23 protein-coding genes and 1 other RNA gene are annotated in these 24,566 nt (G+C 68.9%); 11 read left to right on the top strand and 13 right to left on the bottom strand.

The features are described 5' to 3' along the window. Positions 1 to 13: 13 nt before the first annotated feature. The 5 genes from VIM54_RS11555 to VIM54_RS11535 all read right to left on the bottom strand — a co-directional run bounded on the left by VIM54_RS11555 (position 14) and on the right by VIM54_RS11535 (position 5,524). Positions 14 to 2,278: a beta-glucosidase family protein gene (locus tag VIM54_RS11555; protein ID WP_331901473.1), complete on the bottom strand. Its 2,265-nt coding sequence runs from the start codon at positions 2,276 to 2,278 to the stop codon at positions 14 to 16. A 480-nt stretch (positions 2,279 to 2,758) separates the two neighbouring features. Then, positions 2,759 to 3,706 carry a 5'-3' exonuclease gene (locus VIM54_RS11550; RefSeq protein ID WP_331901471.1) on the bottom strand — a complete coding sequence of 316 codons (948 nt, stop codon included), beginning with the start codon at positions 3,704 to 3,706 and terminating at the stop codon, positions 2,759 to 2,761. 98 nt (positions 3,707 to 3,804) lie between these two features. Next, on the bottom strand, positions 3,805 to 4,464 hold the full coding sequence (locus VIM54_RS11545; RefSeq protein WP_331901470.1) for a hypothetical protein: 660 nt from the start codon (positions 4,462 to 4,464) through the stop codon (positions 3,805 to 3,807). Further along, positions 4,461 to 4,928, bottom strand: coding sequence for a DUF6114 domain-containing protein (locus VIM54_RS11540; protein ID WP_331901469.1), 468 nt, complete (start codon positions 4,926 to 4,928; stop codon positions 4,461 to 4,463). Before VIM54_RS11540 ends, VIM54_RS11545 begins: the two co-directional genes overlap by 4 nt. Further along, a complete protein-coding gene (locus VIM54_RS11535; RefSeq protein ID WP_331901468.1) occupies positions 4,928 to 5,524 on the bottom strand; it encodes a DUF6230 family protein in 597 nt (198 codons plus the stop codon). The genes VIM54_RS11540 and VIM54_RS11535 overlap by 1 nt, the downstream gene beginning before the upstream one ends. 206 nt (positions 5,525 to 5,730) lie before the next feature. On the opposite strand from VIM54_RS11535, the gene VIM54_RS11530 reads away from it, so the two are divergent. Next, positions 5,731 to 6,333, top strand: a complete 603-nt coding sequence (locus VIM54_RS11530; RefSeq protein ID WP_331901467.1) for a TetR/AcrR family transcriptional regulator — start codon at positions 5,731 to 5,733, stop codon at positions 6,331 to 6,333. Positions 6,334 to 6,355: 22 nt separating this feature from the next. Here VIM54_RS11530 and VIM54_RS11525 read toward each other — a convergent pair whose 3' ends face one another. After that, complete coding sequence (locus VIM54_RS11525; RefSeq protein WP_331901466.1) at positions 6,356 to 7,039, bottom strand: hypothetical protein; 684 nt, start codon at positions 7,037 to 7,039, stop codon at positions 6,356 to 6,358. A gap of 447 nt (positions 7,040 to 7,486) precedes the next feature. On the opposite strand from VIM54_RS11525, the gene VIM54_RS11520 reads away from it, so the two are divergent. Beyond that, entirely contained in the window at positions 7,487 to 7,618 is a 132-nt protein-coding gene (locus VIM54_RS11520; RefSeq protein WP_331901464.1) for a hypothetical protein, read from the top strand. A 170-nt stretch (positions 7,619 to 7,788) separates the two neighbouring features. Then, positions 7,789 to 9,078: an LCP family protein gene (locus VIM54_RS11515; RefSeq protein WP_331901462.1), complete on the top strand. Its 1,290-nt coding sequence runs from the start codon at positions 7,789 to 7,791 to the stop codon at positions 9,076 to 9,078. Positions 9,079 to 9,081: 3 nt separating this feature from the next. Here VIM54_RS11515 and VIM54_RS11510 read toward each other — a convergent pair whose 3' ends face one another. Beyond that, complete coding sequence (locus VIM54_RS11510; RefSeq protein ID WP_331901460.1) at positions 9,082 to 9,420, bottom strand: DUF427 domain-containing protein; 339 nt, start codon at positions 9,418 to 9,420, stop codon at positions 9,082 to 9,084. 360 nt (positions 9,421 to 9,780) lie between these two features. Between VIM54_RS11510 and VIM54_RS11505 the strand changes: the two genes are divergently transcribed. Then, positions 9,781 to 10,023: a hypothetical protein gene (locus VIM54_RS11505; RefSeq protein ID WP_331901459.1), complete on the top strand. Its 243-nt coding sequence runs from the start codon at positions 9,781 to 9,783 to the stop codon at positions 10,021 to 10,023. 224 nt (positions 10,024 to 10,247) lie between these two features. On the opposite strand, the gene VIM54_RS11500 is transcribed toward VIM54_RS11505, so the two are convergent. After that, positions 10,248 to 12,743, bottom strand: a complete 2,496-nt coding sequence (locus VIM54_RS11500; RefSeq protein ID WP_331901458.1) for an ATP-dependent DNA ligase — start codon at positions 12,741 to 12,743, stop codon at positions 10,248 to 10,250. 106 nt (positions 12,744 to 12,849) lie between these two features. Here VIM54_RS11500 and VIM54_RS11495 point away from each other — a divergent pair, with 106 nt between their 5' ends. The 6 genes from VIM54_RS11495 (at position 12,850) to VIM54_RS11470 (ending at position 19,370) form a co-directional block, all read left to right on the top strand. Next, the gene (locus VIM54_RS11495; protein WP_331901456.1) at positions 12,850 to 13,692 is read left to right on the top strand and encodes a Ku protein; all 843 of its coding nucleotides are present in this window, start codon (positions 12,850 to 12,852) and stop codon (positions 13,690 to 13,692) included. Positions 13,693 to 13,825: 133 nt separating this feature from the next. Next, complete coding sequence (locus VIM54_RS11490) at positions 13,826 to 13,990, top strand: hypothetical protein (protein WP_331901454.1); 165 nt, start codon at positions 13,826 to 13,828, stop codon at positions 13,988 to 13,990. A 161-nt stretch (positions 13,991 to 14,151) separates the two neighbouring features. Continuing rightward, the gene (locus VIM54_RS11485; RefSeq protein WP_331901452.1) at positions 14,152 to 15,048 is read left to right on the top strand and encodes a DMT family transporter; all 897 of its coding nucleotides are present in this window, start codon (positions 14,152 to 14,154) and stop codon (positions 15,046 to 15,048) included. Between the two features lie 18 nt (positions 15,049 to 15,066). Then, complete coding sequence (locus VIM54_RS11480; RefSeq protein WP_331901451.1) at positions 15,067 to 17,742, top strand: purine-cytosine permease family protein; 2,676 nt, start codon at positions 15,067 to 15,069, stop codon at positions 17,740 to 17,742. 50 nt (positions 17,743 to 17,792) lie between these two features. Further along, a complete protein-coding gene (locus VIM54_RS11475) occupies positions 17,793 to 18,611 on the top strand; it encodes a Nif3-like dinuclear metal center hexameric protein (RefSeq protein ID WP_331901449.1) in 819 nt (272 codons plus the stop codon). An 18-nt stretch (positions 18,612 to 18,629) separates the two neighbouring features. After that, positions 18,630 to 19,370 (top strand): zinc ribbon domain-containing protein, encoded by a 741-nt coding sequence (locus VIM54_RS11470; RefSeq protein WP_331901448.1) that lies wholly within the window; start codon positions 18,630 to 18,632, stop codon positions 19,368 to 19,370. Here VIM54_RS11470 and VIM54_RS11465 read toward each other — a convergent pair. From VIM54_RS11465 to VIM54_RS11445, 5 genes are all read right to left on the bottom strand, one after another. After that, on the bottom strand, positions 19,367 to 20,137 hold the full coding sequence (locus VIM54_RS11465; protein WP_331901447.1) for an FAD:protein FMN transferase: 771 nt from the start codon (positions 20,135 to 20,137) through the stop codon (positions 19,367 to 19,369). The genes VIM54_RS11470 and VIM54_RS11465 overlap by 4 nt on opposite strands. Positions 20,138 to 20,144: 7 nt before the next feature. After that, positions 20,145 to 20,651: an FMN-binding protein gene (locus VIM54_RS11460; protein WP_331901445.1), complete on the bottom strand. Its 507-nt coding sequence runs from the start codon at positions 20,649 to 20,651 to the stop codon at positions 20,145 to 20,147. Beyond that, positions 20,648 to 22,075 carry a ferredoxin reductase family protein gene (locus VIM54_RS11455; protein ID WP_331901443.1) on the bottom strand — a complete coding sequence of 476 codons (1,428 nt, stop codon included), beginning with the start codon at positions 22,073 to 22,075 and terminating at the stop codon, positions 20,648 to 20,650. Before VIM54_RS11455 ends, VIM54_RS11460 begins: the two co-directional genes overlap by 4 nt. Before the next feature lie 104 nt (positions 22,076 to 22,179). Further along, positions 22,180 to 23,535 (bottom strand): HAMP domain-containing sensor histidine kinase, encoded by a 1,356-nt coding sequence (locus VIM54_RS11450; protein ID WP_331901442.1) that lies wholly within the window; start codon positions 23,533 to 23,535, stop codon positions 22,180 to 22,182. Beyond that, a complete protein-coding gene (locus tag VIM54_RS11445) occupies positions 23,535 to 24,221 on the bottom strand; it encodes a response regulator transcription factor (RefSeq protein WP_331901440.1) in 687 nt (228 codons plus the stop codon). Before VIM54_RS11445 ends, VIM54_RS11450 begins: the two co-directional genes overlap by 1 nt. A gap of 50 nt (positions 24,222 to 24,271) precedes the next feature. Between VIM54_RS11445 and rnpB the strand changes: the two genes are divergently transcribed. After that, an RNA gene (gene rnpB / locus VIM54_RS11440) (RNase P RNA component class A) lies at positions 24,272 to 24,566 on the top strand; the annotation flags it as partial.

Raw genomic sequence — 24,566 nt, 5'->3', positions numbered from 1 at the left:
ACCCGTACCGACCTCAGGCCGGCCGGCCGTCCGAGGCACCGTCCTCGTCGATCGATCCCTCAGCGCGTCGCAACGGGCTCGCGTCCGCCCAGCTGATCGGGCTGTGTTGGGCGGCGAGGAGGGCCCAGTCGCCCGCGCGGGGGGACCAGCGCCGGGTCGCCGGATCGCGCTGCAGCGTGGGCTCCCCATCCAGTGTGACTCGTACGGTCGTCGCCTCATCGGGCTGCAGCGTCACCTTCTGGAAGCCCAGCAGCCGAGCGACGGGCCTGCGGATCGACACGTCCGCGGCGTAGATCTGCACGACGGTCGAGCCCTCGCGGTCGCCGGTATTGGTCACGTGCACCTCCGCGCTGCCGCCCGTGTCGTCGAAGCGGTGGTCGATCAGCCGGTGCTCGATCGTTGTGTAGCCGAGGCCGAATCCGAACGGGAACGCGGCCACGTGTCCCTCCGCGTCGAGCAGTCGCTGACCCCAGCGGTCGTCGTAGACGACGGACTTCGCGGCGCTGTCGAACGGGGGAAGGTGCGAGACATCCGTCGGCACGACGAACGGCAGTCGGCCACCCGGTTCCACCTCGCCGGTGAGCACGCCCGCGAGCGCGCGGCCGCCCTCCATCCCGCCGTACCAGGCGAGCAGGAGGGCCGGCACGCGCTGTCGCCACGTCTCCGTCAGAATCGCGCTGCCGCCGATCAGGATCACGATGGTGCGCGGGTTGGCGGCAGCGACAGCCTGGATGAGTTCCACGTCGGACGGGCGCAGATCGAGCGAGCTGCGGTCGCCGCCCCGGACGAAGTGCGACGCCAGGTGAGCGAGTCCGATGAGCGGCGCCCGAAGGGGCCCCGCGCTGAACGCCCGGCCGACCACGCCCACCTCGACGCTGCCGGTGACGACCGACTCGCCCTCGTCGTGTTGGTCAAGGCCAACGACCACGATCGCCGTGTTCGCCGCGGCGGCGGCAGCGGCGGCGGCCCGTGCGCTCGGCCCGGATGGGGTCGTGATCCGCACCCCGGGAAGCGCCTCGCGCAGCCCCTGCAGCGGCGAGACCGTCGAGGGGGGCCGAACGCGTGACGAGCCGTGATCGCCGAGGTTCGGCAGTGCCGCCAGCCGGCCGACAACCGCGAGGTGCCGGATGCCGGGGTCCAGCGGCAGCAGCGGCGCCGCGCCGACGGGCTCGTTCTTCAGCAGCACGATCGATTCCGTGGCGACCCGGCGGGCGAGCGCCCGGTGCGCCGGGGAGGCGATGAGGTCGGCGCTCGGACTCGCTGGCTCGCGGGTCGCCTCATGCAACACGATCGTTCGCAGGACGCGGTGCGCAGACCGGAGCACCGTCGCCCGAGCCAATGCACCCGACCGCAGCGCCCCCGGTAAAGCGCGGGCGCGCAGCAGCCGGAGGGGCATCTCCACGTCCATTCCCGCCTGCAGACTGGCGACCGCGTGGTGTGTGCCGAACACCCAGTCGCTCGTCACGAACCCCGAGAAACCCCATTCGTGCCGCAGCACATCGGTGAGCAGGGCGCTATTGACGTCCATGTGCTCGCCGCGCACCCGGTTGTATGCGGTCATCACCGAGTCGGCGCCGGCATCCACTACCGCCTTGAAATGCGGGAGGTACACCTCGTGCAGTGCGTGCTCGTCCACCGACACGTCGACCTCAAAGCGCTCGTTCTCCATCGAGTTGAGTGCGAAGTGCTTCACGCACGCCATCACGTGCACGCGGATGCCGCGGGTCATGGCGGATCCCATCCGGCCGGTGAGCACCGGATCCTCCCCGTAGCACTCCTGCGCTCGGCCCCATGCGGGATGGCGGAGCAGATTGACACACACCGACGCGGAGTAGTTCGCATCCCATGCCCGGGTCTCCACGCCGATGGCGAGACCGACCTGCTCCTCCAGCGACGGGTCCCAGGTCGCCGCCCGAGCCATCGTCACGGGGAAAGCGGTGGAGGCACCGATCACGACGCCGCGGGCGCCATCGCTGAACCGGATGCCGGGGATGCCGAGGCGTGGGACCGCGCCCGCAACGAACGGCCGCCGCCCGAGCAGCAGCGGGATGAAGAGCAGGAGCCGTCGGGGGGAGTCGCCGTCGAGCAGGCCGAGGAGCTCCGCATCGGTCATCCGGTCGATCAGGAGGTCCGCGGCCTCATCCGCGTCGAGCTCGGCCGCCCGGACTGCCCGGACTGCCTCGTCGTAGGCCGTCATCGTGCCGGTCGACGCTGGTCGTGTGCCGGCGCTCCACCGCTTCTGCCCTCGCGCGGTCCGACGCCCTGCAGCTATCTCCATGCACTGAATTCTGCACCCTGAGCGTGCGCGACCCCGCAAGCTCGGCGTCGCCGCCTGACGCGCGGTGCGCGGCGTGGCGGGGGACCGAGCGGCGAGGTCCGGTTCATCGTTTGCGTATCGAGTGATTTCGGAACTCGGCACGAGTCTCGATCGGGCCCTGGGATGACCGCGCGGAGAGACTGAATTCACTTCGGTGTTGGCAAGCAATCGGGGCACGGGAGTCGGTGCGGCCGTGAAGATGACCGGCACTGGGAGCGTGTTGGTGTGGTGTTGGTGAACAGTCAGATCGGACCGGTATCAGCGAGCACTAACCAGACTGAATTCCCCGTGTTTCCTATGGTCCGCTCTGGTCCAGTCTGGTCGGCTCCAAGCCCGAGCACGTTTACACCGTGGATGTCATCGGTTCGAGCCCGGTAGGGCCCACCATATAAAGTGCTGGTCAGCGTCGGACAAGCACCGCGAACCCGGCGGCAGGGTCGGTCAATTCGGGAACGGCGCCTGGGCGGCGAGGTCGAGCGCGGCAACAGCGCGAGTGACCGAGTCACCGAGGCCCCAGCGGGCTCTGAGGCGCTCGATCTCATCACGACCCGCATCCGGAATTCGGATGCTCGCGTCGAAGGCCGGCAGCTCGAGGTCGCGCGCGACGGCGACCACGGCCCGGGCGCGAGAGAGGTAGTCGTCGGCGGCGCGGATCTTCTCCCTCACCCGTGCAGACAGCGCAGAGTGCGAATCCTGGGCCGCCGCGATGATGCCGTCGAGCGTCCCGAATTCGGCAAGCAGGGAGGCCGCCGTCTTCTCGCCGATGCCCGCGACACCGGGCAGTCCATCGGATGCGTCGCCACGCAGGGCAGCGAAGTCGGCGTACTGCGCGGCCGTGACCCCGTATTTCGAGAGCAGCACGCCGTTCGTGACGATCTCGAGATTGCTCATTCCCCGGGCGGTATAGACCACGCGCACCCCCCGGGCGTCGTCGATCACCTGGAACAGGTCGCGGTCTCCGGTGACTACATCGACCGGGCCGGGCGCCGTCGCGGCGAGCGTGCCGATGATGTCGTCCGCCTCGTATCCGGGCCTGCCGACGATGGCGATTCCGAGGGCGGTGAGCATCTCGACGATGATCGGCACCTGCGGCACGAGCAGATCCGGCGCGACTTCGACATCGGGCACGCCGTGCACTACCTCCGCGACCCGGTGCGCCTTATAGCTGGGGATGAGGTCGACGCGCCACTGCGGTCGCCAGTCGTCGTCCCAGCACGCGACCAGTTCCGTCGGCCGGAAGTCGCCGACCAGGCGGGCGATCATGTCCAACAGCCCGCGCACGGCATTCACCGGACTTCCATCCGGGCCCCTCACTGTGTCGGGAATCCCGTAGAACGCGCGGAAGTACAGCGCCGCCGTGTCCAGCAGCATCAGTCTGCCATCCGTCACCCGTCCAGTGTGGCGCGCAGCGACGATTCGGGGAAGCCCCGCGGGACGGGGACTCTCACGGTCGACCGAGGCCGTCGCAGACCCTCGGAGGGATGCCGCTATCCCTTCAGCGACTGGTGCGGCGACGTGAAGACGATCGAACCGGCGGTCACGCCGACGAGGCCGAGGTTCACCCGCAGCAGTGTCGGCGGCAGCTCGTTGCCCGGCGGGGGAGTCGCCGCACCGAGGGTAAGCGCCGTGCCGTCCAGCAACGACCCCGTGATCGAATCGAGGTAGATGCGCACGTTGCCGTGCAGGTGCATGCGCGTGGCGTTGGTCACGAGCGACGGCCCGGTGGCCTTGCGCACGTCGAGCATGAAGTCGTCGACGACGACGTCGTCGGCCACGATCTTGAGCACGGGGGTGCGGGTGCCGTTCGCGAGCGGCACCGTCACCGCGGTGACGGAGTGGAGTCCCTTGATCGAGATCGACGAACCCCCGAGTTGGGCGGCCGGCAGGGTGAAGGTGGTCGCGTCCGGGTCGGCCAGGGCCGACACGGGCGGGGTGGCGCCCGGCGTCGCGCCGAGGCCCGGCAGCGGGACGATCGGGGTCGGCACCGGGCCGGGGGTGGGCGTCGGCGAGGGCGTGGCCGCACCGCACTGCGTCACGAGCGGGATGCACAGGGCCGGCTCGGCGGCCGGGGCCTTTGCCGCGCCGATACTCGCCAGGGCGACCACGAGGCAGACGGTGACCGCGGTCTTGGCCGGAATGCCGGTCACGATCGACTCGATGCCAGCGGGGGCGGCGACTCGTCGGAGAGGGCGGAGTCCTGCTTCTCGGCGGCGGCGCTCCCGGCCGGCGTCGGCATCCACGAGACCACCAGCACGCCGCCGACCGCGCCCAGCAGCATCCCGATGAAGAATCCGCCGAGATTGACGCCGATCAGGGAGTACACCGACACAGCGAGGGCGAGCACGCCGTAGAAGATGCGGTGCACCGGCATCGTCACGGCCAGAACGCCGAGCAGCACAAGGAGCACGGGGATGATCGTGGCCTGCAGCCCCTCGATGCCCACCTGTACGTGGATCTTGCCGATGTCGAGCTGCCCGGAGAAGAACATCTCCACCCCGGCGAGGGCGATGAGTGTTCCGCCGAGGAACGGCCTGCGCCTGGACCAGGCGTGGAAGGTGGACCGTCTGCTCACGACCGCTGGGCCGATTTCGGCCTGGGCCGAGGCGTTCACTAGAAGCACCCCTTGGTTCCGTCGGTGAGCTTCAGGTGCATGCCGGTGAGGGTGAACACCGACGCCTGGGTGGACCATGCCGTCTGCTCGAGGTGCGCGATCTTGACCGTGTCGGCGTCCTGGGCGAAGTCGCCGGCCGTGCCCTTGTGGCTGGTCTTCACCGTCGACGCGTCGACACCGATGCGGATGTTGTTGAAAGTGGAGTCGCCCTTGAGATCGGTCATGCCGATCTGGAGGTCGGTGGCGGTGGCCGGCTTGCCGCCGCCTCCCGCGGTGATGACGAGACCGACCTTGCCGAGCGGGGTGTCGGTGACCACCGACTGGCAGAGGTCGGCCAGGTTCGCCGAGGCGATGTTGGCGATGGCGACCTGGTGCGGCTTGCCCGCCGTGTCATTGGTGACCCCCGCGTACTGGGAGAACCCGGTGCCGTCGAGCTGGGTGGCGCTGATCTGGAACTGGCTGCCGGACACCGCGAACGAGACGGGAACCGCTCCGTTGGCAACTCCCGCCATCAGCACGGTGGACACGACGGCCACCGGAACCGCGGCGAGAACGATCCTGCCGGCATGGGTTTTCGTGAGAGTTCGGAACTTCATGAGATCCTCCTTGATCCAGGCCGAGCACTGCGCGGGGGCGCAGCGCCTCGTCGTTCGAGCCGAGCTTCGTTGCGAGAGCGACCCATCACGAGTCGAATCGTGCCATCCGTAGCGAAAGTTGCCCTCCGGCGCCGATGTCGTGCAGCAGCGACGCTACAGCCTATTGACGAGATGTCAATAGGAGTCGCTGCCGATAGGCTCGCAGCATGGAAGCGGATCGGCGCACCCGATTGACCCCGGAGCAGCGTCGCGCCCAGCTCGTTTCGCTCGGAGTGGCGGCGCTGGTGGACCGACCGCTCGAGGCGCTCACCATCGAATACCTGTCGGAGCAGGCGGGTGTTTCGCGCGGGCTCCTCTTCTACTACTTCGGTTCGAAGCACGGCCTCCACCGCGAGGTGGTGCGCACCGCTCGCGACAGCATGCTGCACGCGACCGAGCCGTCTCATGACCTGCCGCCGCTGGATCGGCTGCGGGACACGTTGACCAGAATCGTGAAGTTCGTGCGCGACCACCGGGAGACCTTCTTCTCGCTCGTGCGCGGTGCCGCCAGCGGCAATGCGGAGGTGCGCGAGGTGGTCGAGCAGGCCCGCGCCTCGCAGGCCGAGCGGGTGATCGCGGTGTTCCTGGAGCTGGGCATCGCCGACTCCGAGTTGTTGCGGATCGCCCTGCGATCGTGGGTCGCCTTCGCCGAGGAGGCGTTGGTCGAGAGCGCGCTCAACACCGAGATGCCCTCCGAGGAGATCGTGCTGTTCCTCGAGCGAACCGTGACGGCCATTGCGGCGTCGGTGGAGCCCGGCGCAGTCGGCTAGGCCGGCAACTCCGCACGCATCGCTACCAGGCGCTGGCCGGAGCCTTCACCACGGGAACCGGGCTGGAGTGCCAGTGCGCCCCGTTGGCATAGTGGCTGCTCGCCCACGGCGACGCCCAGATCGCCTGCTCCGTGATGTTGGTCGGCGCCGACGCGGCGAAGGCTGCGGCGATCGTGCCGAAGGCCGAGTTGCGGTGCAGGTTCTCGGCGACCTTCTGCGCGGCAACGACGAGATTGGGATAGCTGCCGGTGCCGCCGCCGCCGCCGGACCCGAGGCCGTTGTTCAGCGGATTGTTGCGGTTGAACCAGCTCGGCGGACCGTTCTCCTGCCGCATCCAGCGCACCAGGACGGTGACGTTGGAGTCCGAGGTCGGCCATCCCCCTGACACCAGCACGAGCTTCGCCCAGTCGTAGTTCGTGCCGGCCGCGGCCAACGACTGCTGGCCGGCCGTGGCGGAGTACGAATCGCGGTCGACGCCGTTGAGCTGCACGGTCTCTTTCACGGCGATCGTCTGGGCGTGCGCGGCGATGTAAGCGTCCAGCTGCTCCGCCGCGCTGGGCGGGGCGGGCGGCACGAGGAAGATCGCGATGAGGGCGAACGCCGCGCTCGCCGCGCACACCGACAGGGCCTTCCTCGTGCGCCGTGGGGCGCGACGGCCCGGCACCAGAGTGTGGCGAGCATCGAGAAGGCGGCGAGTAAAATTCATAGGCTTGCGGTCCTGCGCCGACGGATCGGTTCGGCACGGGCGGTTCGCACGTCGGGCGACTAAGCCCTCAACGGTACCAGAGCCTCTTCTAGACTCCCAGGGCGATCGATGACACGCCCCACGAGGTCCAGGTCGTCGAGCAGGTGCTGCTCGCACACGGCATCGAGCCGAGAACCCGCTGGTTCGAGGCATCGACGGCCACGGCGCTCGAGGCGGCGACCGCGCTCGGAGTCGACGTGGGCGATCGCCAACTCGCTCGTGTTCAGACTCGAGGAGGAAGTGATCATGATCATCGCCTCCGGTGCACACCGCGTGGACACTCACTTGCTCGGCGAGAGGCTCGGCGGTTCCCTCACTCGCGCGTCGGCAGGCACGGTGAAGAGATCCACCGGGTAGATCGTGGGCGGGGTGGCGCCGGTCGGGCACCCCGAGCGGCTTCGCACCCTCGTGGCTGTCTCACTCGGGACGTACGAACGCGTGTGGGTGTCTGCCGGGCATCCGCACGCCGTGTTCCCCGCCACCTTCGACGAGCTGTTGCGGCTCACCGGCGGCACCGCGACGGTGGTCGCCCTCGACTGACGCTCTCCGTTGGCGCCGTGAGCGGGGCCAATTCGTGCGCGCGGGGCCGACGCGTCGGCCCATGTTGCCCGCAAAGACGCCGCGAACGGCGCCATTCACAGAGGTTGTGGAGGCCAGATGGGCTAAGTTTCAATGATGTCTTGCTGGACGACGAGGAAAAGGGTGACGACATGACGGACAATCTGCCATCGGCTTCGCCTCCGTTGCGCCCGCGAAACCGAAACCGCAGCGAGGGTGCGCCCACCAGGCACGGGCAGCTGCATTCGCGGCATCCGCTAGCCACCGCAGCCAAGTGGCTTGCCGCCGTCGTGGGAGTGCTCGCGGTGAGCACCGCCTCGGTGGCCGCCTTTGCGATCTACGACACGGTCTCGAACTCCAAGCCGGGCATCCACCTGGCCACGCTTCCCGGTACCAAGGCGAAGCCGGTGCCGGACATCGGCGCGATCGAGGGTGGGGCGAACCTGCTGCTCGTGGGCACGGACACCCGCACCGGGCAGGCCGGATTCGAGACGAAGAGCGATCTGGCCGGGAGCTCCGGAGCCGGCAACAACGACGTCACGATGCTTCTGCACATCTCCGCCGACCACACCAACGCGTCGGTGGTGAGCTTCCCCCGGGACATGATCGTGTCGGCGCCCGCGTGCGGAAATCGTTCGGCGGCCAGCGGGGTCATGTTCAATTCGACTCTCGCCCGCGGCGGACTCTCCTGCACAGTGCTCACCGTGGAGAAGATGACCGGGTTGAGCATCGCATACGCGGCCGAGATCAGTTTCGGCGGCGTCATCGCGATGTCCAATGCCGTCGGCGGGGTCACCGTGTGTCTCGCGACCCCGGTGAAGGACAAGTTCGTGGGACTCGACCTCGCGGCCGGCCAGCAGACCCTCGAGGGGGCAACCGCACTGGCCTTCGTGCGCAGCCGCCATGGCGTCGGCGACGGAAGCGACCTGGGTCGCATCAGCAACCAGCAGGTGTTCCTCTCGGCCCTCATGCGCAAGGTGACGAGCGGCGGGGTGCTCAGCAACCCGCTCACGCTGTACTCGCTGGCCAAGGCCGCCGTGGCGAACATGCAGCTCTCCGACGGACTCACGCGACCGACCAACCTCGTCTCGATCGCTCTCGCCCTCAAGGGCATCGGGCTGGAGAACATGGTGTTCCTGCAGTACCCCACCATCGGCGACCCGGCAAACCCCGCCAGGGTGATCGCCCAGCAGTCGTCCGCGAACATTCTTAGTGCCGCGCTACGAGCAGACCAGCCCGTGACCCTCACCGGCAAGACGGGCCGCGCCGCGGAGGTCGACCCGGCCGCGCCGGCCACACCGGCTCCGGGCGGCACCGTTCCGGCTACGCCGTCCGCAACCGGTTCGGCCACGCCGGATCCCGCGTCGTCGGCCGTCGCGCTGCCGTCCGACGTCTCCGGACAGTCGGCGTCGCAGCAGACCTGCACCAAGGGCAACCGCTAGCCATCAGTCCCGCGCCCGCGACCACGGCGTGACGGGGCGCGCCCTGGCCACGCCATCCACCACCGTGTCGACTCGCTCGTCGAAGAATGCGACGTGGCCGCCGACGCGCGTCGCATCGTCGAGCTGGTCGTTGTGGCGCCACGCGATGTCCCGCTCGAGGCGATCCGGCATCCGCACCGACGAGTAAGACGCCTCGCCCTTGTATGCGCACCGGGAGCGCGTGGCGCTGGGTTCGATCCGGTTTCGTCGGCGCCGTCTGGACTCGGGTCTGCATCCCGAACCTCGCCGTGAAGGTCTGCCAGAGGCACGGCGTAGGTGTGCACCACGCGACGGGGTTCCCACACCAGCGCGGCGTGATCGGTGTCGACGACGACCGTGTCGTCGACACAGCCCCGCACCCGCTTTGCGGTCGACTCGTGCCGAAGTTCGACCAGGCTGCGCCCCAGCATCTCCCGCATCCGAACGCTCATGGAAGTCTCCTTCTCGACGATGTGCGCTTCTGCCCAGACCCGTGGCCGGAATCTGTCCCTCCCGGAATACCCATCGCGACCCGGAAATGTCAATCCCTTGATTGTGGAGAAAACTGACCTAGCCTTGATTCCGCAAGGTAGACGAGACGATTCAGTCCCGGCAACGGGGAGCACGCACAGCGATGCTTCAAGCAGGGGGTTTGGTGTGAAAGCGACTCGCAGGAGTTGTCCGGTGGCGGACATAGAAGTTCGCCGCATTTCCGAAAACGAGTGGCGGGTCGGCGACGGCCGAGTGGATGAGCATTCGCCGGATAAAATTCTCGGCCTCATTCAGCGGCGGGGGTCAGTGTTCGAGGTGATGGCGATGGATGCGCCGCGCCGGGACGTGAGCTTCGACAGCTGGGAGGCCGCGGTTCACTACTTCGTCGGCACGGCCGACATCGCGCGCCCGTCCGCGCGAGCACGGCGGGCCTGACGTCCTGCTCGTCACGCCACGAGAAGAAGAAGCTCTCACCGCGACGAAGTTTGAGCCCGATGACCAACTGGAGGTGCGCGAGCACCCGGTCGTCGAAGATCACCTCGATCGTCGGGCCGTACAAGAGCTTTCCCACAACCGTCCTCCTCAATCGAAACCAAAGAGGGTTTTCCTCTTTTTCTGAGACAGAACCCTACTAATCGCGCGGCAGCGGGCGAACCCGGTCATTCGACCCGCACCTCGGCCGGAGATTTGTCCGGTCTCCAGCCTCGCCACGAGGGCTGGCGCAGCCGGCCGCTCGACGTCCATTCGGCGAACTCCACCTCGCCGACGAGAGTGGGAGTGACCCACCGCGCGTCGGCGCCGTCGGCCGCCGGAACGCCCTCGAGGGACGGCACATCCTGGGCCAGAGGGCCGAGCGTGCGCGTTATGTCATCGAGTTGACGGTCGGTGAAGCCGGTGCCCACGCGACCGACGTACCGCAGCGTATCGCCGTCCGGCACGCCGACGAGGAGGGAGCCGATGCTCGACGCCCGTCGACCGTTGCCGGGGCGCCACCCGCCGATCACGACCTCCTGGGTCTTGTGGTGCTTGATCTTGATCCACGACCGCGCTCGTGTCCCTGGTTGGTACGGAGCGGACCGGCTCTTCGCGACGACACCCTCGAGCCCCAGCTCGCGGCTGACCGCCACGGCAGAGTCGACGGTCGTCTCAAGGGAGGGCGGAACCTGGATGCCGCTGGACGCTTCGGGTGCGAGCACGGCCTCGAGGCGAGCCCGACGCTCGTCGTACGGTGCCGCGAGCAGGCTCCTGCCGTCGACCGCGAGCAGGTCGAACGCCATGAAATGAACGGGTGCCGAACGGGCGGACCGCTCAACGTCGCTCGCCTTCGTGAGGTTCATCCGCGTCTGCAGCAGGCCGAAGTCGGGGCGTCCGCGCGAGTCGAGGGCGACGATCTCGCCGTCGATGGTCGCCGTCCCCGCCGAGACGACACTGCCGAGTTCGCCGAGCTCCGGGTAGCTCGCCGTGAGGTCCTTGCCGTTGCGGCTCGTCAGTCGCACGGCGCCGTTCTCGACCGTGGCGATGGCCCGGATACCGTCCCACTTCATCTCGAAGGCCCAGTCGTCGTCATCCCTCACGTCGCGCACGGTGCCGAGCGTCGCGAGCATGGGGGTGATTGAAATGGGGGCGATCGGCGTTGTGGTGTTCGGCGGAGGATCACCCGCCGAGGGTTCCGATCGGGGAGAGGCCGACGGGGGAGCGGCCGATGGGTGCGCGACCGACGCGGCCCCGGCATCCTGCATCAGGTGAATGAGCCAGTTCTGCGCCGACTTCTCGTCGCGGCCGGTATGGATGAGCGCGACCCGCCGCGGTGCCCCGAGCCCGCTGCCTTCGCGCCCGTGCAGGGTGACGATGACCTCCTCGCCCTCCCGCCATTTTTCGAGGTCGTAGCGGCCGGCATCCCAGATCGAGACCGCGCCGGCCCCGTATTCTCCGCGGGGGATGGTGCCCTCGAACTCGCCATACTCGAGCGGATGGTCCTCGGTCTGCACGGCGAGATGGTTGTGCTGCGGGTCGGTGGGCACGCCCTTCGGCAGTGCCCAGCTCACCAGCACGCCGTCGTGTTCGAGCCGGAAGTCGAAGTGCAGGCGGCGCGCGTGATGCTCCTGGATCACGAACGACTGCCCGTTCGAGTGCGCCGGGGCGTCGGCGGGCACCGGCTCCGGCGTCTTGTCGGCGGCCCTCATGCCGCGGTAGGCGTGGAGCCGGTCGGGTGTGGCCTCGAATCCCCGCATCCGCGCCGCCGTCGGCTCGAGCGAATCGAGGTGGCCGGAGACGACTCCCGCGAGCGGGTCGCCGCGCCTCTTCACCCGGCGCAGCACCTCCCGGTAGTCGAGCTGGGCGAGATCCGGCGAGGCGAGCTCCCGCCAGGTGCGGGGCGCGGCGACCATGGGGTGGGCCCGGCCCCGCAGCGAGTACGGCGTGATGGTCGTCTTCGCGGCGTTGTTCTGGCTCCAGTCGACGAGCACCTTCCCGCCACGGAGCGCCTTCTTCATGTCGCTCACCACGAGGTCCGGATGATCGGCCTCGAGGGACCGCGCCAGCTCGTGCGAGACCGCCGACACCTGGTCAGAGGTCTGGGCGCCGTCGACGGCCGCGTAGAGGTGGATGCCCTTGCTGCCGCTCGTCACCGGCATCGGGTCGAGACCCATCCCGGTGAGGATCGCCCGGATGTAGCGTGCCACCTCGGCGCACTCGGCGAGCCCCACTCCCTCACCCGGGTCGAGGTCGAGCACGAGGCGGTCCGGGTTGCGCACGGCTCCCGTCCGACCGAACTGCCACTGCGGAACATGGATCTCGAGGGCGGCAATCTGGCCGAGCCAGACCAGGGTCGCGCGGTCGTTCACGAGCGGGTAGACGTTGGCGTGGTCGCTGTGCTGGATCGTCCTCCGCTTCACCCAGCTCGGGGCGGAGTCCTCGAGGTTCTTCTGGAAGAAGGACTGGCCGGGATGCTCGGGCGTGCCCACGCCGTGCACCCAGCGCTTTCGGGTGGCCGGCCGGTTCGCCGCGTGCGGAACGAGCACCTCCGCGATCTCCGCGTAGTAGGCCAGCACGTCGCGCTTGGTGGTACCCGTTGACGGGTAGAGCACCTTGTCGAGGTTGGTCAGGGTGAGGCGATGACCGTCGACAGTCACTCTTTCGGAATCGTCGGGCGTCATCGGTCCTCGTTCGCACAGGGTCGGAGGTCGTTCGAGACCGAATGTACTCGCAATTGTCTTCAGGTCAACTCTCGCCCGGCGGAGCCGCATGTGGTCGAATTGTGGCATGCGAGCGATCTGGACCGGCGCCATCACCTTCGGGCTCGTCAACGTGCCCGTGAAGGTGTACAGCGCAACCGAGGATCACGACATCGCGCTGCACCAGGTGCACGACGAGGATGGCGGCCGCATCCGGTACCAGAGGCGGTGCGAGATCTGCGGCAAGATCGTGAGCTTCGACCACATCGATAAGGCCTATGACGACGGCGAGAAGACCGTGGTGCTCACGAGTGAGGACCTCGCCGGCCTGCCGGCGGAGCGCAGCCGGGAGATCGAAGTGGTCGAATTCGTGCCGAGCGACCAGCTCGACCCGATCATGTTCGACCGCAGCTACTTTCTCGAACCGGATTCCACGTCGCCCAAGGCCTACGTGCTTCTGCGGCAGACACTCGAGCAGACCGATCGCACCGCCATCGTGCACTTCGCCCTGCGGCAGAAGACGCGGCTCGGCGCGCTGCGGGTGCACGGCGACGTGCTGATGCTGCAGTCTCTGCTGTGGGACGACGAGGTGCGTCACGCCGAGTTCCCCGCGCTCGGAGAACAGACCCGGGTCACCGAGAAGGAGCTGGAGATGTCGTCGTCCCTCGTCGACAGCTTCGCCTCCGACTTCGACCCGAGCAAGTTCAGCGACGAATACCAGGAGGAACTCCGCACACTCATCGAGGCGAAGCTCGCCCACGGCGACGCGATCAGCACGGCCGAGACGTTCGGCGAGCAGGAGGAGCCGGAGCGGGGAGGCGGCGAGGTGCTCGACCTGATGGATGCGCTGCGCAAGAGCATCGAGAAGAATCGCGGCGCAGCGGGCGAGCCGCGCAAGACGAAGCGGAAGACCGGGAAGTCGGCGGGCTGAGCGCTCAGCGGCGACCGCTTACCCCTGGATCGACGGAGAATCAAGCCCCTGTTCACGGCTAGGTGATCTTCCTAAGCTTGCGAGGCGAAGGCGGCACACCGTCCTCGCGAAACCACAGAAGGGCTCCATAGTCGTGAACCTCCTTCTCATCATCGTGGCGGTCATCGCCGTCGTCCTGCTCGTGACCGGCGGATTCATCCACTCGCTGAACTTCCTGGTTTGGGTGGGAATCGTGCTCGCGATCATCGCGGTCATCGTCTTCCTGGTGCGGGTGATCACCGGGCGTCGCAGCATCTGAGCGGTCTGAATCAGAACTGGGCGGCGCGGTCGATCTTCGGCCGCACCGCCCTCTCTTGCTTTACGGGCTCGGACGCAGGCCGATAGGGGGCAGCCCGATAGAGGCAGCCCGATATAGTCGGTGCTCGTGGGTATCGAGTTCTCCGGCCGGCGCCGAGCGCAGTGAGGAAGCCCGGGGTCCTCGCCCTCGTTCTCGCATCGGTGTTGTGGGGAACCACCGGCACCGCCGCGACTGGGATGCCGGGCTCGGTGAGTCCGGTGGCCATCGGGGCGGCGACGATGACCATCGGCGGCCTCCTCCTCGCCGCGACCTCGGCCCGCGGGGTGCTTGAGGTGCTGCGCGAACCAGACTCGCGCGGCTGGATTCTCGCCGGAGCGGTCGGGGTCGTCGTCTATCCGCTCGCCTTCTATTCGTCGATGAACCTGGCCGGCGTCGCGATCGGCAACGTCGTGTCGCTGGGCTCAGGCCCGGTCTTCGCCGCGCTGCTGGAGTGGGCGGTGGAGCGCCGACGCCCGACGCGGCTCTGGCTGGGCTGCGCCGCGGCTGCCGTGCTCGGCGTCGCCCTGCTCGCGCTCGCCGGTCGCCCGGGCACCGATGGCTCCGCCGGCCGCGGTTCGGTGACAGTCGGGGTGCTGCTCGGCCTGCTCGCCGGCCTGTCGTACGCGTTCTACACCTACGCCTCGTCGAGGGCCATGCACGGCCGCACGAACAGCCGAGCGGTGGTGGGGGCCATGTTCGGCGTCGGGGCCGTGGCGCTGCTGCCCGTGCTGCTGGCGACGGGAGGGCCCCTCCTGCAGTCGTCGACGACGATCGGCATCACCGCCTACCTCGCCGTGGGGCCAATGTTCGTCGCCTACCTGCTCTTCGGCATCGGCCTGCGGACCATCCGGAGCAGCACCGCGACCACCATCACCCTGATCGAGCCCGTGGTAGCGACGGTACTGGCCGTCGTGGTCGTGGGGGAGCGGCTCAGTGCGACCGGATGGGTCGGTCTGGCCGTGATCCTGGGGGCGGTCTGCGTGCTGGTTGCGGCCCGTCTCCCGGGGAAAATCGGCTGAACCCGTATTATCTTGGGCATGGGATTTGACGACGACGCGCAAACGAGCGGTGTTGCCGGGCAGTCGCAAGCGCCTCGCACCCCCGTGGAGCCGGCGTCGACGGACGACCCGGCGGTCTACGACGACGACGCGCTCGCAGCGGCGCTCTCCGAGGAGTCAGTGCGCCTGGGGTACTCCGGTCCCATCTCGATCATCAGGCCCGATCCGCAACCGGCGCGTCCCCAGGCGGAGCGTCTCTCCGAATCGGTGACCGCCGCTCCGGCTCCGCCGACCGCCCCGCCGACCGAGGCGGCGACCGAGGCGACTCCCGTCCCGGCGCCTCCGGTTCCGGCGGCCGCCCCCGTGCCGCAACCGGCCGAGCCGGTGCGTCCGCCCGAGCAGCCAGCCGAGCAGCCAGCCGAGCAGCCCCAGCCGTCGGGGGAGCCCGCACCGACCAGGCAGATCCCGCTCGCCGACCTCCCGGCGCCCACCGGTCCTCCCGTGGCACTGCCGCCCATTCCGCCGCCGGCCGAGTCGCCCCCCGTCGCCCCGGCGGCAACCGTGTTCCCGCCGCCCCCGCACCGTGAGTCCCTGCCCGATGCGGACCTCGTGCGCGGATTCGACGGGCAGGCCGTGGCCGAGGGCAGCACGGCGAACGCGATGAGGAAGCTCGAAGACCAGCTGAGGCTCCGCGCCGATGAGGCGACGGCCTATCGCGACTGGGAGTCGCGGATGCTGGCCATCGGCACCCCGGAGGCGATCCGCTCCGTGGAGGAGGCGCGGCCGGGATTCGCCGGTGTCCTCACCCCTGACGAGGGTTTCCTCGAGTTCCTCGAGGCGGCGAAGAACTCGGACGAGACCGCGCCGCCGTCTGGACCCTACGACCTGGTCGAACCGTCACCGATCAACCGCGCACCGGTCGAGGCGGCCGCAGCCGCAGCCGCCGTGCCCACCTGGTCGTCGATCGTGCCCTCCGCCGCCGACTACCCGCATCCCGTCGACCCGATGGTCGCGGGAGCGGTTCCGGTGCTCGATCCGGAGTTCGGATCACTCAGCACGGGCTCGCAGCCGGTGTCCGGCCCCCTGTACGACGTCGAACCCGAGGACGACGTCGACGAGACCGACCGGGTCCCGTCGGATGCGACCGGCCCGTTCGCTGTGACGCCGAGCGGCGTCGCGATCGCGCAACCCGGCACGGCCGCGGCGCCGATCACGCCCCTCGAGACCCCGCGGACGTCCCCCGCCGAAACCGTCATTCCCCACGAGGAGCGGCATGCACCTCGGGCCTTCGCCGTCGAGTCTTTCGGAATCGAACCCACCGCTGTCGACGAGCGCGTCGGACGGGCGGCCCGGCTGTTCTGGCTGTGGTTCTCGGCCAACTCCTCCGTGCTCAGCCTCGCCTTCGGCGGCATCCTGATCTCGCTCGGGGTGAGCCTTCGCCAGGCGATCGTCGCGGCGTTCCTCGGAGTCGCCATCTCCTACCTGCCGCTCGGACTCGGCACCCTCGCCGGAAAGTGGAGCGGCCAGCCGACCATGGTCGCCTCCCGGGCGACATTCGGGCACGTGGGCAACATCCTTCCGGCGGTTCTCGCGGTGATCACGCGCCTGTTCTGGGGAGCGGTGCTGCTCTGGCTACTCGCCGCGTCGACGGCGCGCATCCTGGTGGGCGCGCGGCTGGCCGGGGCATTCAGCGAGCGTCAGGTCACCCTGCTCGCGATGGCTGCGGGGTTCCTCATCGCGCTCGTCGTCGCCTACTTCGGCTATGGGCTCTTCGCGCGCATCCAGCTGGGGCTGAGCATCGTCTCGGCCGTTCTCATCGCCGGCCTGGTCGGCCTCACCTGGACGTCGGTTGACATCACGAAGGCCCTCACCATCGGCGACGGACCGTGGATCCTGGTCGTGACGGGCGTTGTTCTCGTCTTCAGCTTCGTCGGCCTCATTTGGGCGAACAGCAGCGCCGACCTCGCGCGCTACCAGCGACGGGGAACCTCCGGAGCCGCGTCCATGCTTCTCGCGCCGTTCGGAACGACTCTCGCGCCATTCCTGCTCATCGCCTACGGCGCGGTTCTGGCGGCGTCCAACCCGACCACGGCATCCGGACTCGCCCGATCGCCGATCGACACGATCGTGACCCTCCTGCCGGCCTGGTATCCGATACCGCTCCTCGCCGCCACGACACTGAGCCTGCTCTCCGGCGTGATCCTGACCATCTACTCCGGCGGATTCGCGCTGCAGGCCACGGGGCTGCGGGTGCTTCGGCCCTGGGCGACCGTGATCATGGGGGCCCTGCTGTTCGCCATCGCGATGCTGCTCAGCTACACGGTGGCGGATGTCGCGCCGCTCTTCCGGGATGTCGCGACGACGCTCGCCGTGCCCGTCGCCGCCTGGGCGGGCATCTTCGCGGCGGAGATGCTGATCCGCCGCCGACGGTTCGACACCGGTTCGCTCGTCGCCCGCGGCGGCGTATATCCGGCGGTCAACTGGGTGAACCTGTCGATGCTCGTCGTCGCGACCGCCGTCGGGCTGGGGTTCACCAGCGCGACGGTCGCCTGGCTCGGTTGGGAAGGCTACCTGTTCGCGGCGGTGGGAGTGCCGGTGACGAGTGACCTGGGCGGCACCGACATCGGTGTGCTGGTGGCTCTCGCGCTGGGTGTGCTCACCCCGCTCGTCGCCGGCGTGCCGACGGTGCGGCGCCAGGAGCAGGCGCGAGCCTGATCGCACCCCGCGGCAATCGGTCGTGCGCGCTCTGAAAGTAGAATGGCCTCATGCCTCACACCGTCGTCGACGTCAACGCGGTCGTCGAGCGACTGTGGCCCATGAGCGGCGCCGAGGCGTGGGACGCCCCCGGTGTGCTCTCGGGCGATCCGGCCGCCACCGTCACGACCATCCATCTCGCGGTCGACGCCGTGCTCGACGTGGCGGATGAGGCGGCAGCCGCCGGCGCCGACCTTCTGCTCGTTCACCACCCGCTGCTGCTGCGCGGAGTGACCTCGATCGCCGAGGATCGCTACAAGGGGGCCGTGCTCGCGCGCCTGATCCGGGCGAACTGCGCCCTGATCGCCGCCCACACCAACGCCGACGTCGTCGAGACCGGCACATCGGCCGTGCTCGCCGCCGCGCTCGGACTCGTCGACCCGCGACCGATCACGAGCGGCGAGACGCCGACCCGCGGAATCGGACGGGTGGGCAGGCTCGCCGAGCCGACGACGGTCGGCCGGCTCGCGCGCATGCTGGTCGAGATCCTCCCCGCGACCGCCTCGGGCATCCGGGTCTCCGGGGAATACGACCGCCCGGTCAGCACGGTGGCGTTGTGCGGGGGAGCCGGCGATTCGCTGCTGTCCGAACCGGCGGTTCTCGCCGCCGACGTCTACATCACCTCGGACCTGCGGCATCATCCCGCCTCCGAATCGCGGGAGAACTCCCGCGTCGGCGGCGGGCCCGCCCTCATCGACGTGTCGCACTGGGCGAGCGAGTGGCTGTGGCTCGACACCGCCGCCGCCGAGCTGCGTGCCGCGCTGCCGGGAGTCGACGTGACCGTGAGCGACATCCGCACCGACCCGTGGGATTTTACGATTGTCCAATAACCAGCAAGCGAGGGCCACATGCCACTGAAAGCCAGCCCGAACGACCAGGCGCACCTCCTGGAACTCCAGGCGATCGACACCCGCCTTCAGCAGCTCGACCACCGGGCCAAGACGCTGCCCGAGATCGCCGTCCTCGCCGGGCTCTCGAGTGACGCCGACGCGCTCCGCCGCGAGCTCGCGAGCTCGAATGGCGCGCTCGAAGACGCGCGCCGGGAGCTCGGCCGCATCGAGTCCGACGTTGCGGTCGTCGAGGCGCGGATCAAGCGGGACACGGAGCGCCTTCAGGGGTCGTCGTCCGTGAAGGATGTCGCGGGCTTCGAGAGCGAACTCGCCGGCCTCAGGCGCCGGCAGCTCGACCTCGAGGAGATCGAGCTCGGCGTCATGGAGCGCGTGGAGGGGCTCGAGGCGGCGGCGGCGGAACTGACCGGACGGCACGACGAGCTCGCGGTGAAGATCGCGGCGGCGGCGGCCGAGAAGGATGCCGTGCTGGAGGCGCTCACGAGCGAACGCGCCCACGCGGCGGCCAACCGGTCGACGATCGCCGGTAAACTGCCGGAGGAACTCCTCGCCCTGTACGAGCGGCAGCGGGCGCGCTACGGTTTCGGGGCGTCGTTGCTGCGGGGAGGAGTGTCGAGCGCGAGCGGGGTGAAACTCAACGAGAACGACATGGCCGCGATCCGGTCCGCCGACCCCGACGAGGTTCTGCTCTGCCCGGACAGCAGCGCGATCCTGGTGCGCACGGCCGAATCCGGACTCTAGGCGAGAAGCGGGCTCACGCGCGGCGTGGCGAGCGCGCTGCGGAAGCCGGGTGTGGCCCGGAGGTTGCCTGCGCGATCCACGGTGAGTGCATCTATCGACCAGCGCGCGGTGAATTCGTCGAGGCTCGCCCCGCCCCCGGAGACGATCGCCGTGGCGAGCACGTCGGCAGTGACGATGCTGCTCGCGACAACCGTGGCCTGCACGAACTCCGTCGGTTCGAGGCTTCCGTTGCGCCAGATATGGTCGCCCCGTTCGGCGCTGCCCGAGGTGGCGATCGCCCGGCGGTCGCCGGTCAGCGTCACCGAGCACAGCAGGGCGAGCCGGTCGGCCGGGTCCGCGATGCCGAGCGTCCACTGCACGTCGGGCGACTGCGAACCGCGGCACAGGATGTCGCCGCCGGCGTTGATGCTCCAGTCCGGGAATCCGGTGTCATCCAGCGCGGAGCCCGCCCGCTCGATTGTCTCCGCCTTGACGATGCCGTTCAGGTCGATGATGCCGTCCGGACGGTGGGGGGTGAAAGCCCCTCCTGTCTCATTGCGCCAGAGCAGCGCCTCGGCGTACGACCTCCTCAGCTCGGGGCTCGACGCCATGAGTGCGAGGGAGCCCGACGCGATCCTGCTCAGTTCGGAGTCTGCGCGGTAGAGACTGAATCGGCGGTCTGCCTCGGCGAAGATCTCCTCGACCTTCTCCAGGGCAGGACCCGCCGAGTCGACCCCCGGCAACTCGACGGAGACCGCCGTGCCCATGGTGAAGAAGACGTGGCGCATCGAAACCTCAGAATCCGGCCTGGTCGAGGGCCGACTGAACCGAGCTCAGGTAGCCATCGGTTGTGTAAGTCGCCCCGCTCACGTTGGATACCTTGGCCGACTGTGCCTTGATCACTTCCGACCTCAGGATCGGGGCGGCATAGTTGCTGATCTGAACGGACCTACCACCACTGTCGGTGAGCTGGAGTGACTGCACATCGGTGATCTTCCCGCCCGCGACGACGACCTTGACCTGCACGTTGCCGAATTGCGTGCTCTCGCTCGTGCCGGTGTACGAGCCGTCCTTCGGTCCGGCGGCCGCGGTGGTTCCCGTCGTGGTTCCGGTCGACGCTGATCCGTTAGATGCGCCGGTCGTCGGTGTGCCGGCCGGGGCTGCGCCGGTCGAGGTTCCTGTCGTGGTTGTGCCATGCGAGGCGGAGGTCGCCGTGCTGATGGCGGCGGCTCCAAACTGCCAGCCGATCACCAGGACGCTTACCGAGGCGAAGATTCCGGTCAATGTTGCGCGTGTTCTCACCAGTCGAACCTTTCCGTGTGAAGTTGGTGTTGCGGCAGTCCGCTCGCGCGGGCCTCGGCTTCGACGAGGTCGAGCCAGACGGTCGGGCCGCAGATGTAGAGGTCGGATTTTGCGAGATCGGGGAACACGCTGCGCAGGCTCACGCCGCGCTGCGCGTCGGCGGCCGGCATCCAGGTGCGTCCGGTTCTCGCGCGGCGCCCGATCATCGTGTAGACGGTGGCGCCCTTCTTCTTGGCGAGGGAGATGATCTCGTTCCAGAGGTAGGTCTCCTGCTCGTCGGATGCCCGAAGCAGGATGGTGGCCTCTCCTGGTGCCAGGGGGGACTGTTCGAGCAGTGCTCGAACCGGCGTGATGCCGATGCCGGCGACGACGATCGCCAATCGCGGGGCGGAGCGGGCCCGATCGGTGAACAGGCCATAGGGGCCCTCGAGCGAGACACGGGTCCCCGGCGGGATCTGGCTGATGCTGCCCGATCCCTCGCCGAGGTCGCGCACCGTGATGCGAGCCGCACGGTCGGTCGGCATCGCCGACAGGGAGATCGGGTGCGAGTGCCACCAGGTCCGGCCCGTCCAGAACCGCCAGATGAAGAACTGTCCGCCCGACGAGCCGAGTTCGCGCAGGTCATGCCCGGTCATGTGGATGGAGACGACGCCGGGAGCGACGGTCTCCACCTTCTGCACCCGGATGCGGTGCCGGAGGCTCGACACCACGGGCTCGACAAACCGGTAGGTGATGATCGCGCCGAGCGCGAGCACGTAGAGCGAGATCCAGTACGCGCGTTCCAGGCTGCCCTGGGCGAGGATGCCGCCCACGCTCAACTGGTGCGGGATCGCCACGATCACCGCGGCATAGCTGAGCAGGTGCACGAGGTGCCAGCCCTCGTAGCTGAACCGTTTGCGCACCGCCACGAAGGAGGTCACGACCACCACGATCAGCAGGCCGAGGCCCACGAAGGCGAGCGGCATGTCGGGGATGGCGAGCAGGCTGAAGACCTCGGCGACCGGATTGATCCCCTCGGTCATCCCGTAGCCGACGAGGAGGAACGCGGCGTGTGCGAGCAGCAGGTAGAGCGCCGGCTTGCCGAGCGACCGGTGCACGGCCATGGCCCGGTCGTGCCCGATGGTGCTGTCGATGATCGGCACGCGGGCCGCCAGCACGAGCATCACCAGGATGAAGTCGGTGCCGACGAGGCCGGCGATGATGCCGAACGAGGTGACGGCGCCGGCCACGGTGGAGAACTTGGACATCCCGCCGGTGGCGAGGAAGAGGGCGATGGCGACCGCGCCGGACGACCAGAGGGCGGCGACGAGAAGGTCGGCGGCGCGCGCACGGCGTCGGTATTGGCGGCGGCGGTCCGGGCGGGGCGCTCCGGCGCGGCGAGGCATCGGCTGGGCCGACTGCCGGGTCTGCGTCTGGGAGGGCATGGCATCCTGACTGAATCGCGGCCGCCGGAATTCGGCGACAGGTTCAGCATTGGCTCAGAAGCTATGCAGGCACCGTGAAGCGGGCATCAGCGCCGTGAGAGTTTTCACATCTGCGGTACCCGCACGGTCACGACGAGTCCGGGGTCGCCGTTGCGCAGTGAGACGCTGCCGCCGGACGAGTCGACGATGGCTCCGACGAGGGCGAGTCCCAGCCCGCTGCCGCCGGTACTCGAGGTGCGCGAGTCGTCTGGCCGCGAGAAGCGGTCGAAGGCGTGAGGGAGGAAGCTCTCCGGCATCCCCGGCCCGTCATCCCGGATCTCCAGAACGAGGCCAGCCGCCTCCGTGGTGAGCGACGCCGTCACCAATCCCTCCTCGTGCACCGCCGCGATCGCGTTGGAGAGCAGGTTGTCGACGACCCGGCCGAAGCTGTGCTGGCCCAGGGCGAACGCCGCATCCTCCCCGGTCACATTCACCGAGAACGCCACATCCACGTCCTTGGCGATCGCGAGCATGCGGGCACGGTCGACGCTTCCCATCAGTTCGGTCACCAGTTGTTCGGTCGTGCTCGGCGTCGTGGGGGTGCCGGCCGCCTCGAGCTTCGACAACTCCAGCATGTTGGTCGCCAGGGCGGAGAGTCGCTCGACCGAGACCTCGGCGGCAACCAGTTGGCGGGCGAGGGCGTCGGCGTCGCCGAAGTCGTCGTGGGCGAGCTCGAGCTGGGTCTTGAGAACGGACAGCGGTGTGCGCAGCTCGTGAGCGGCATCCGAGACCATCTGCTTTTCACGTTCGGTCGACTGGCGGATGCGGTCGAGCAGCGCGTTGAGCGTCGACGCCAGTTCCGCGATCTCGTCCTGGGCCGGACCCACCGGCAGGCCGCCCTCGCTCGGGTCGGCCCCCAGAAGCTCGGCCTTCCGGCGCATCCGTTCGACGGGTCGGAGGGCGGCGGACGCGAGAACCCACGACGCGACGCCGAATCCCGCGAGCAGCACGAGGGCGCCGATGATGAGGGTGGAGTCGAGGCCCTGAAGGGCGAGGGCGCTCGACGCGGTGCTGCGCGCCGCCCAGAGCGACCAGGTGCCCGCGCTCGTGTGGACGGCGCGGCCAACCACCACGAAGTCCATCCCCTCGACGTCTTGCGTCAACTCCTCGTTCGCGCCCTCGCGGTGCTCGAGGTGCTCGCGGATGATGTGGGGCATCGTGTCGACCTGCACCGTGCCGTCCGGCGCGCGAACGAACAGAAGCACACCGGTTCCCGGGTCGTCGAGGGTGTTCGCCGGCTTCGCGATGATCTCCTCGGCGAAGGAGTTGAGGTCTCCCCGGGCGAGAGTGGAGTCGGCGGTGGTGAGAATCGTCGCGACCTGCACGCGCACCGCGACGAGGGCGATGGAGAAGATCACGGCCGCGACGAGGATGCTGCCGAGGGTGATCCGTGCCCGGATCGACAACCGAGAGAGCACCATCACACCTCGTCGTCGACGTGCAGGGTGTAGCCGACGCCGCGCACGGTGGCGATCGTGAAACCGGCATCCACCGGCTCGAGCTTGCGGCGCAGGTAGCGCACGTACTGATCGACGATCGTCGGGTCGATGTGCTTGGTCGTGCCCCACACCTCGCTGAGGATCTCCGTGCGGGACAGCGTCGTATCCTTGCGGGTCGCGAGCAGCCTGAGCAGGGTGAATTCCTTCGTGCTGAGCGGGAACGCCGTGCCGTCGATCGTCGCGCGCACGGTCTCGGCGTCGAGCGACACCTGGCCGACCCGCACGACGGGCTTCGAGGAGGAGGCCTCGCGGCGCACCAGCGCCCGGATCCGGGCGCTGAACTCGACGAAGGCGAACGGTTTGGTGAGGTAGTCGTCCGCGCCGGAGTCGAGCCCGAACACGCGGTCCTCCACGGCGTCGCGGGCGGTGAGGAGCAGGATCGGCAGGGTGTTGCCGTGGTTGCGCAGGTGCCGGCAGATCTCGAATCCGGTCATCTCGGGCAGCATCACGTCGATCGCCGCGGCGCCGAACTCCTCGTTCGCCGCGGCGATGAGGGCGTCGATGCCGTTGCCCACGAGCGTCACGTCGTAGCCTTCGTCGCGCAGCCCGCGCTCCACCAGCGCGCCCATGGCCGCGTCGTCTTCCACGACCAGGATTCTCGTCACCATCAACACCCTACCGGCGTGAGTCTGGTGGTGCCGTAGGCTGTCCTATCGAATGGGTCGGCAAGACGGTCGCGTCGCATTCCGGGCCCGAGAGGGCGCGGGAAGCGCCGAGGAACGTCCGGGCTCCGCAGAGCAGGGCGGTGGGTAATACCCACCCGGGGTAACCCGCGAGAAAGTGCAACAGAAAGCAGACCGCCACGGACTTCGGTTCGGGGTAAGGGTGAAACGGTGGTGTAAGAGACCACCAGCGGCCCGCGTGATCGGGTCGGCTAGGTAAACCTCGCCAGGAGCAAGGTCAGACAGGAAGCGTTACGGGCTGCTCGCCCAGCTTCCGGGTAGACCGCTAGA

It is taken from the genome of Lacisediminihabitans sp., from assembly GCF_036569425.1.
In the GTDB taxonomy this organism is placed as follows: domain Bacteria; phylum Actinomycetota; class Actinomycetes; order Actinomycetales; family Microbacteriaceae; genus Lacisediminihabitans.
The sequence above is the reverse complement of the archived record's forward strand: the minus strand, read 5'-3'. Positions and strand labels throughout refer to the sequence as shown.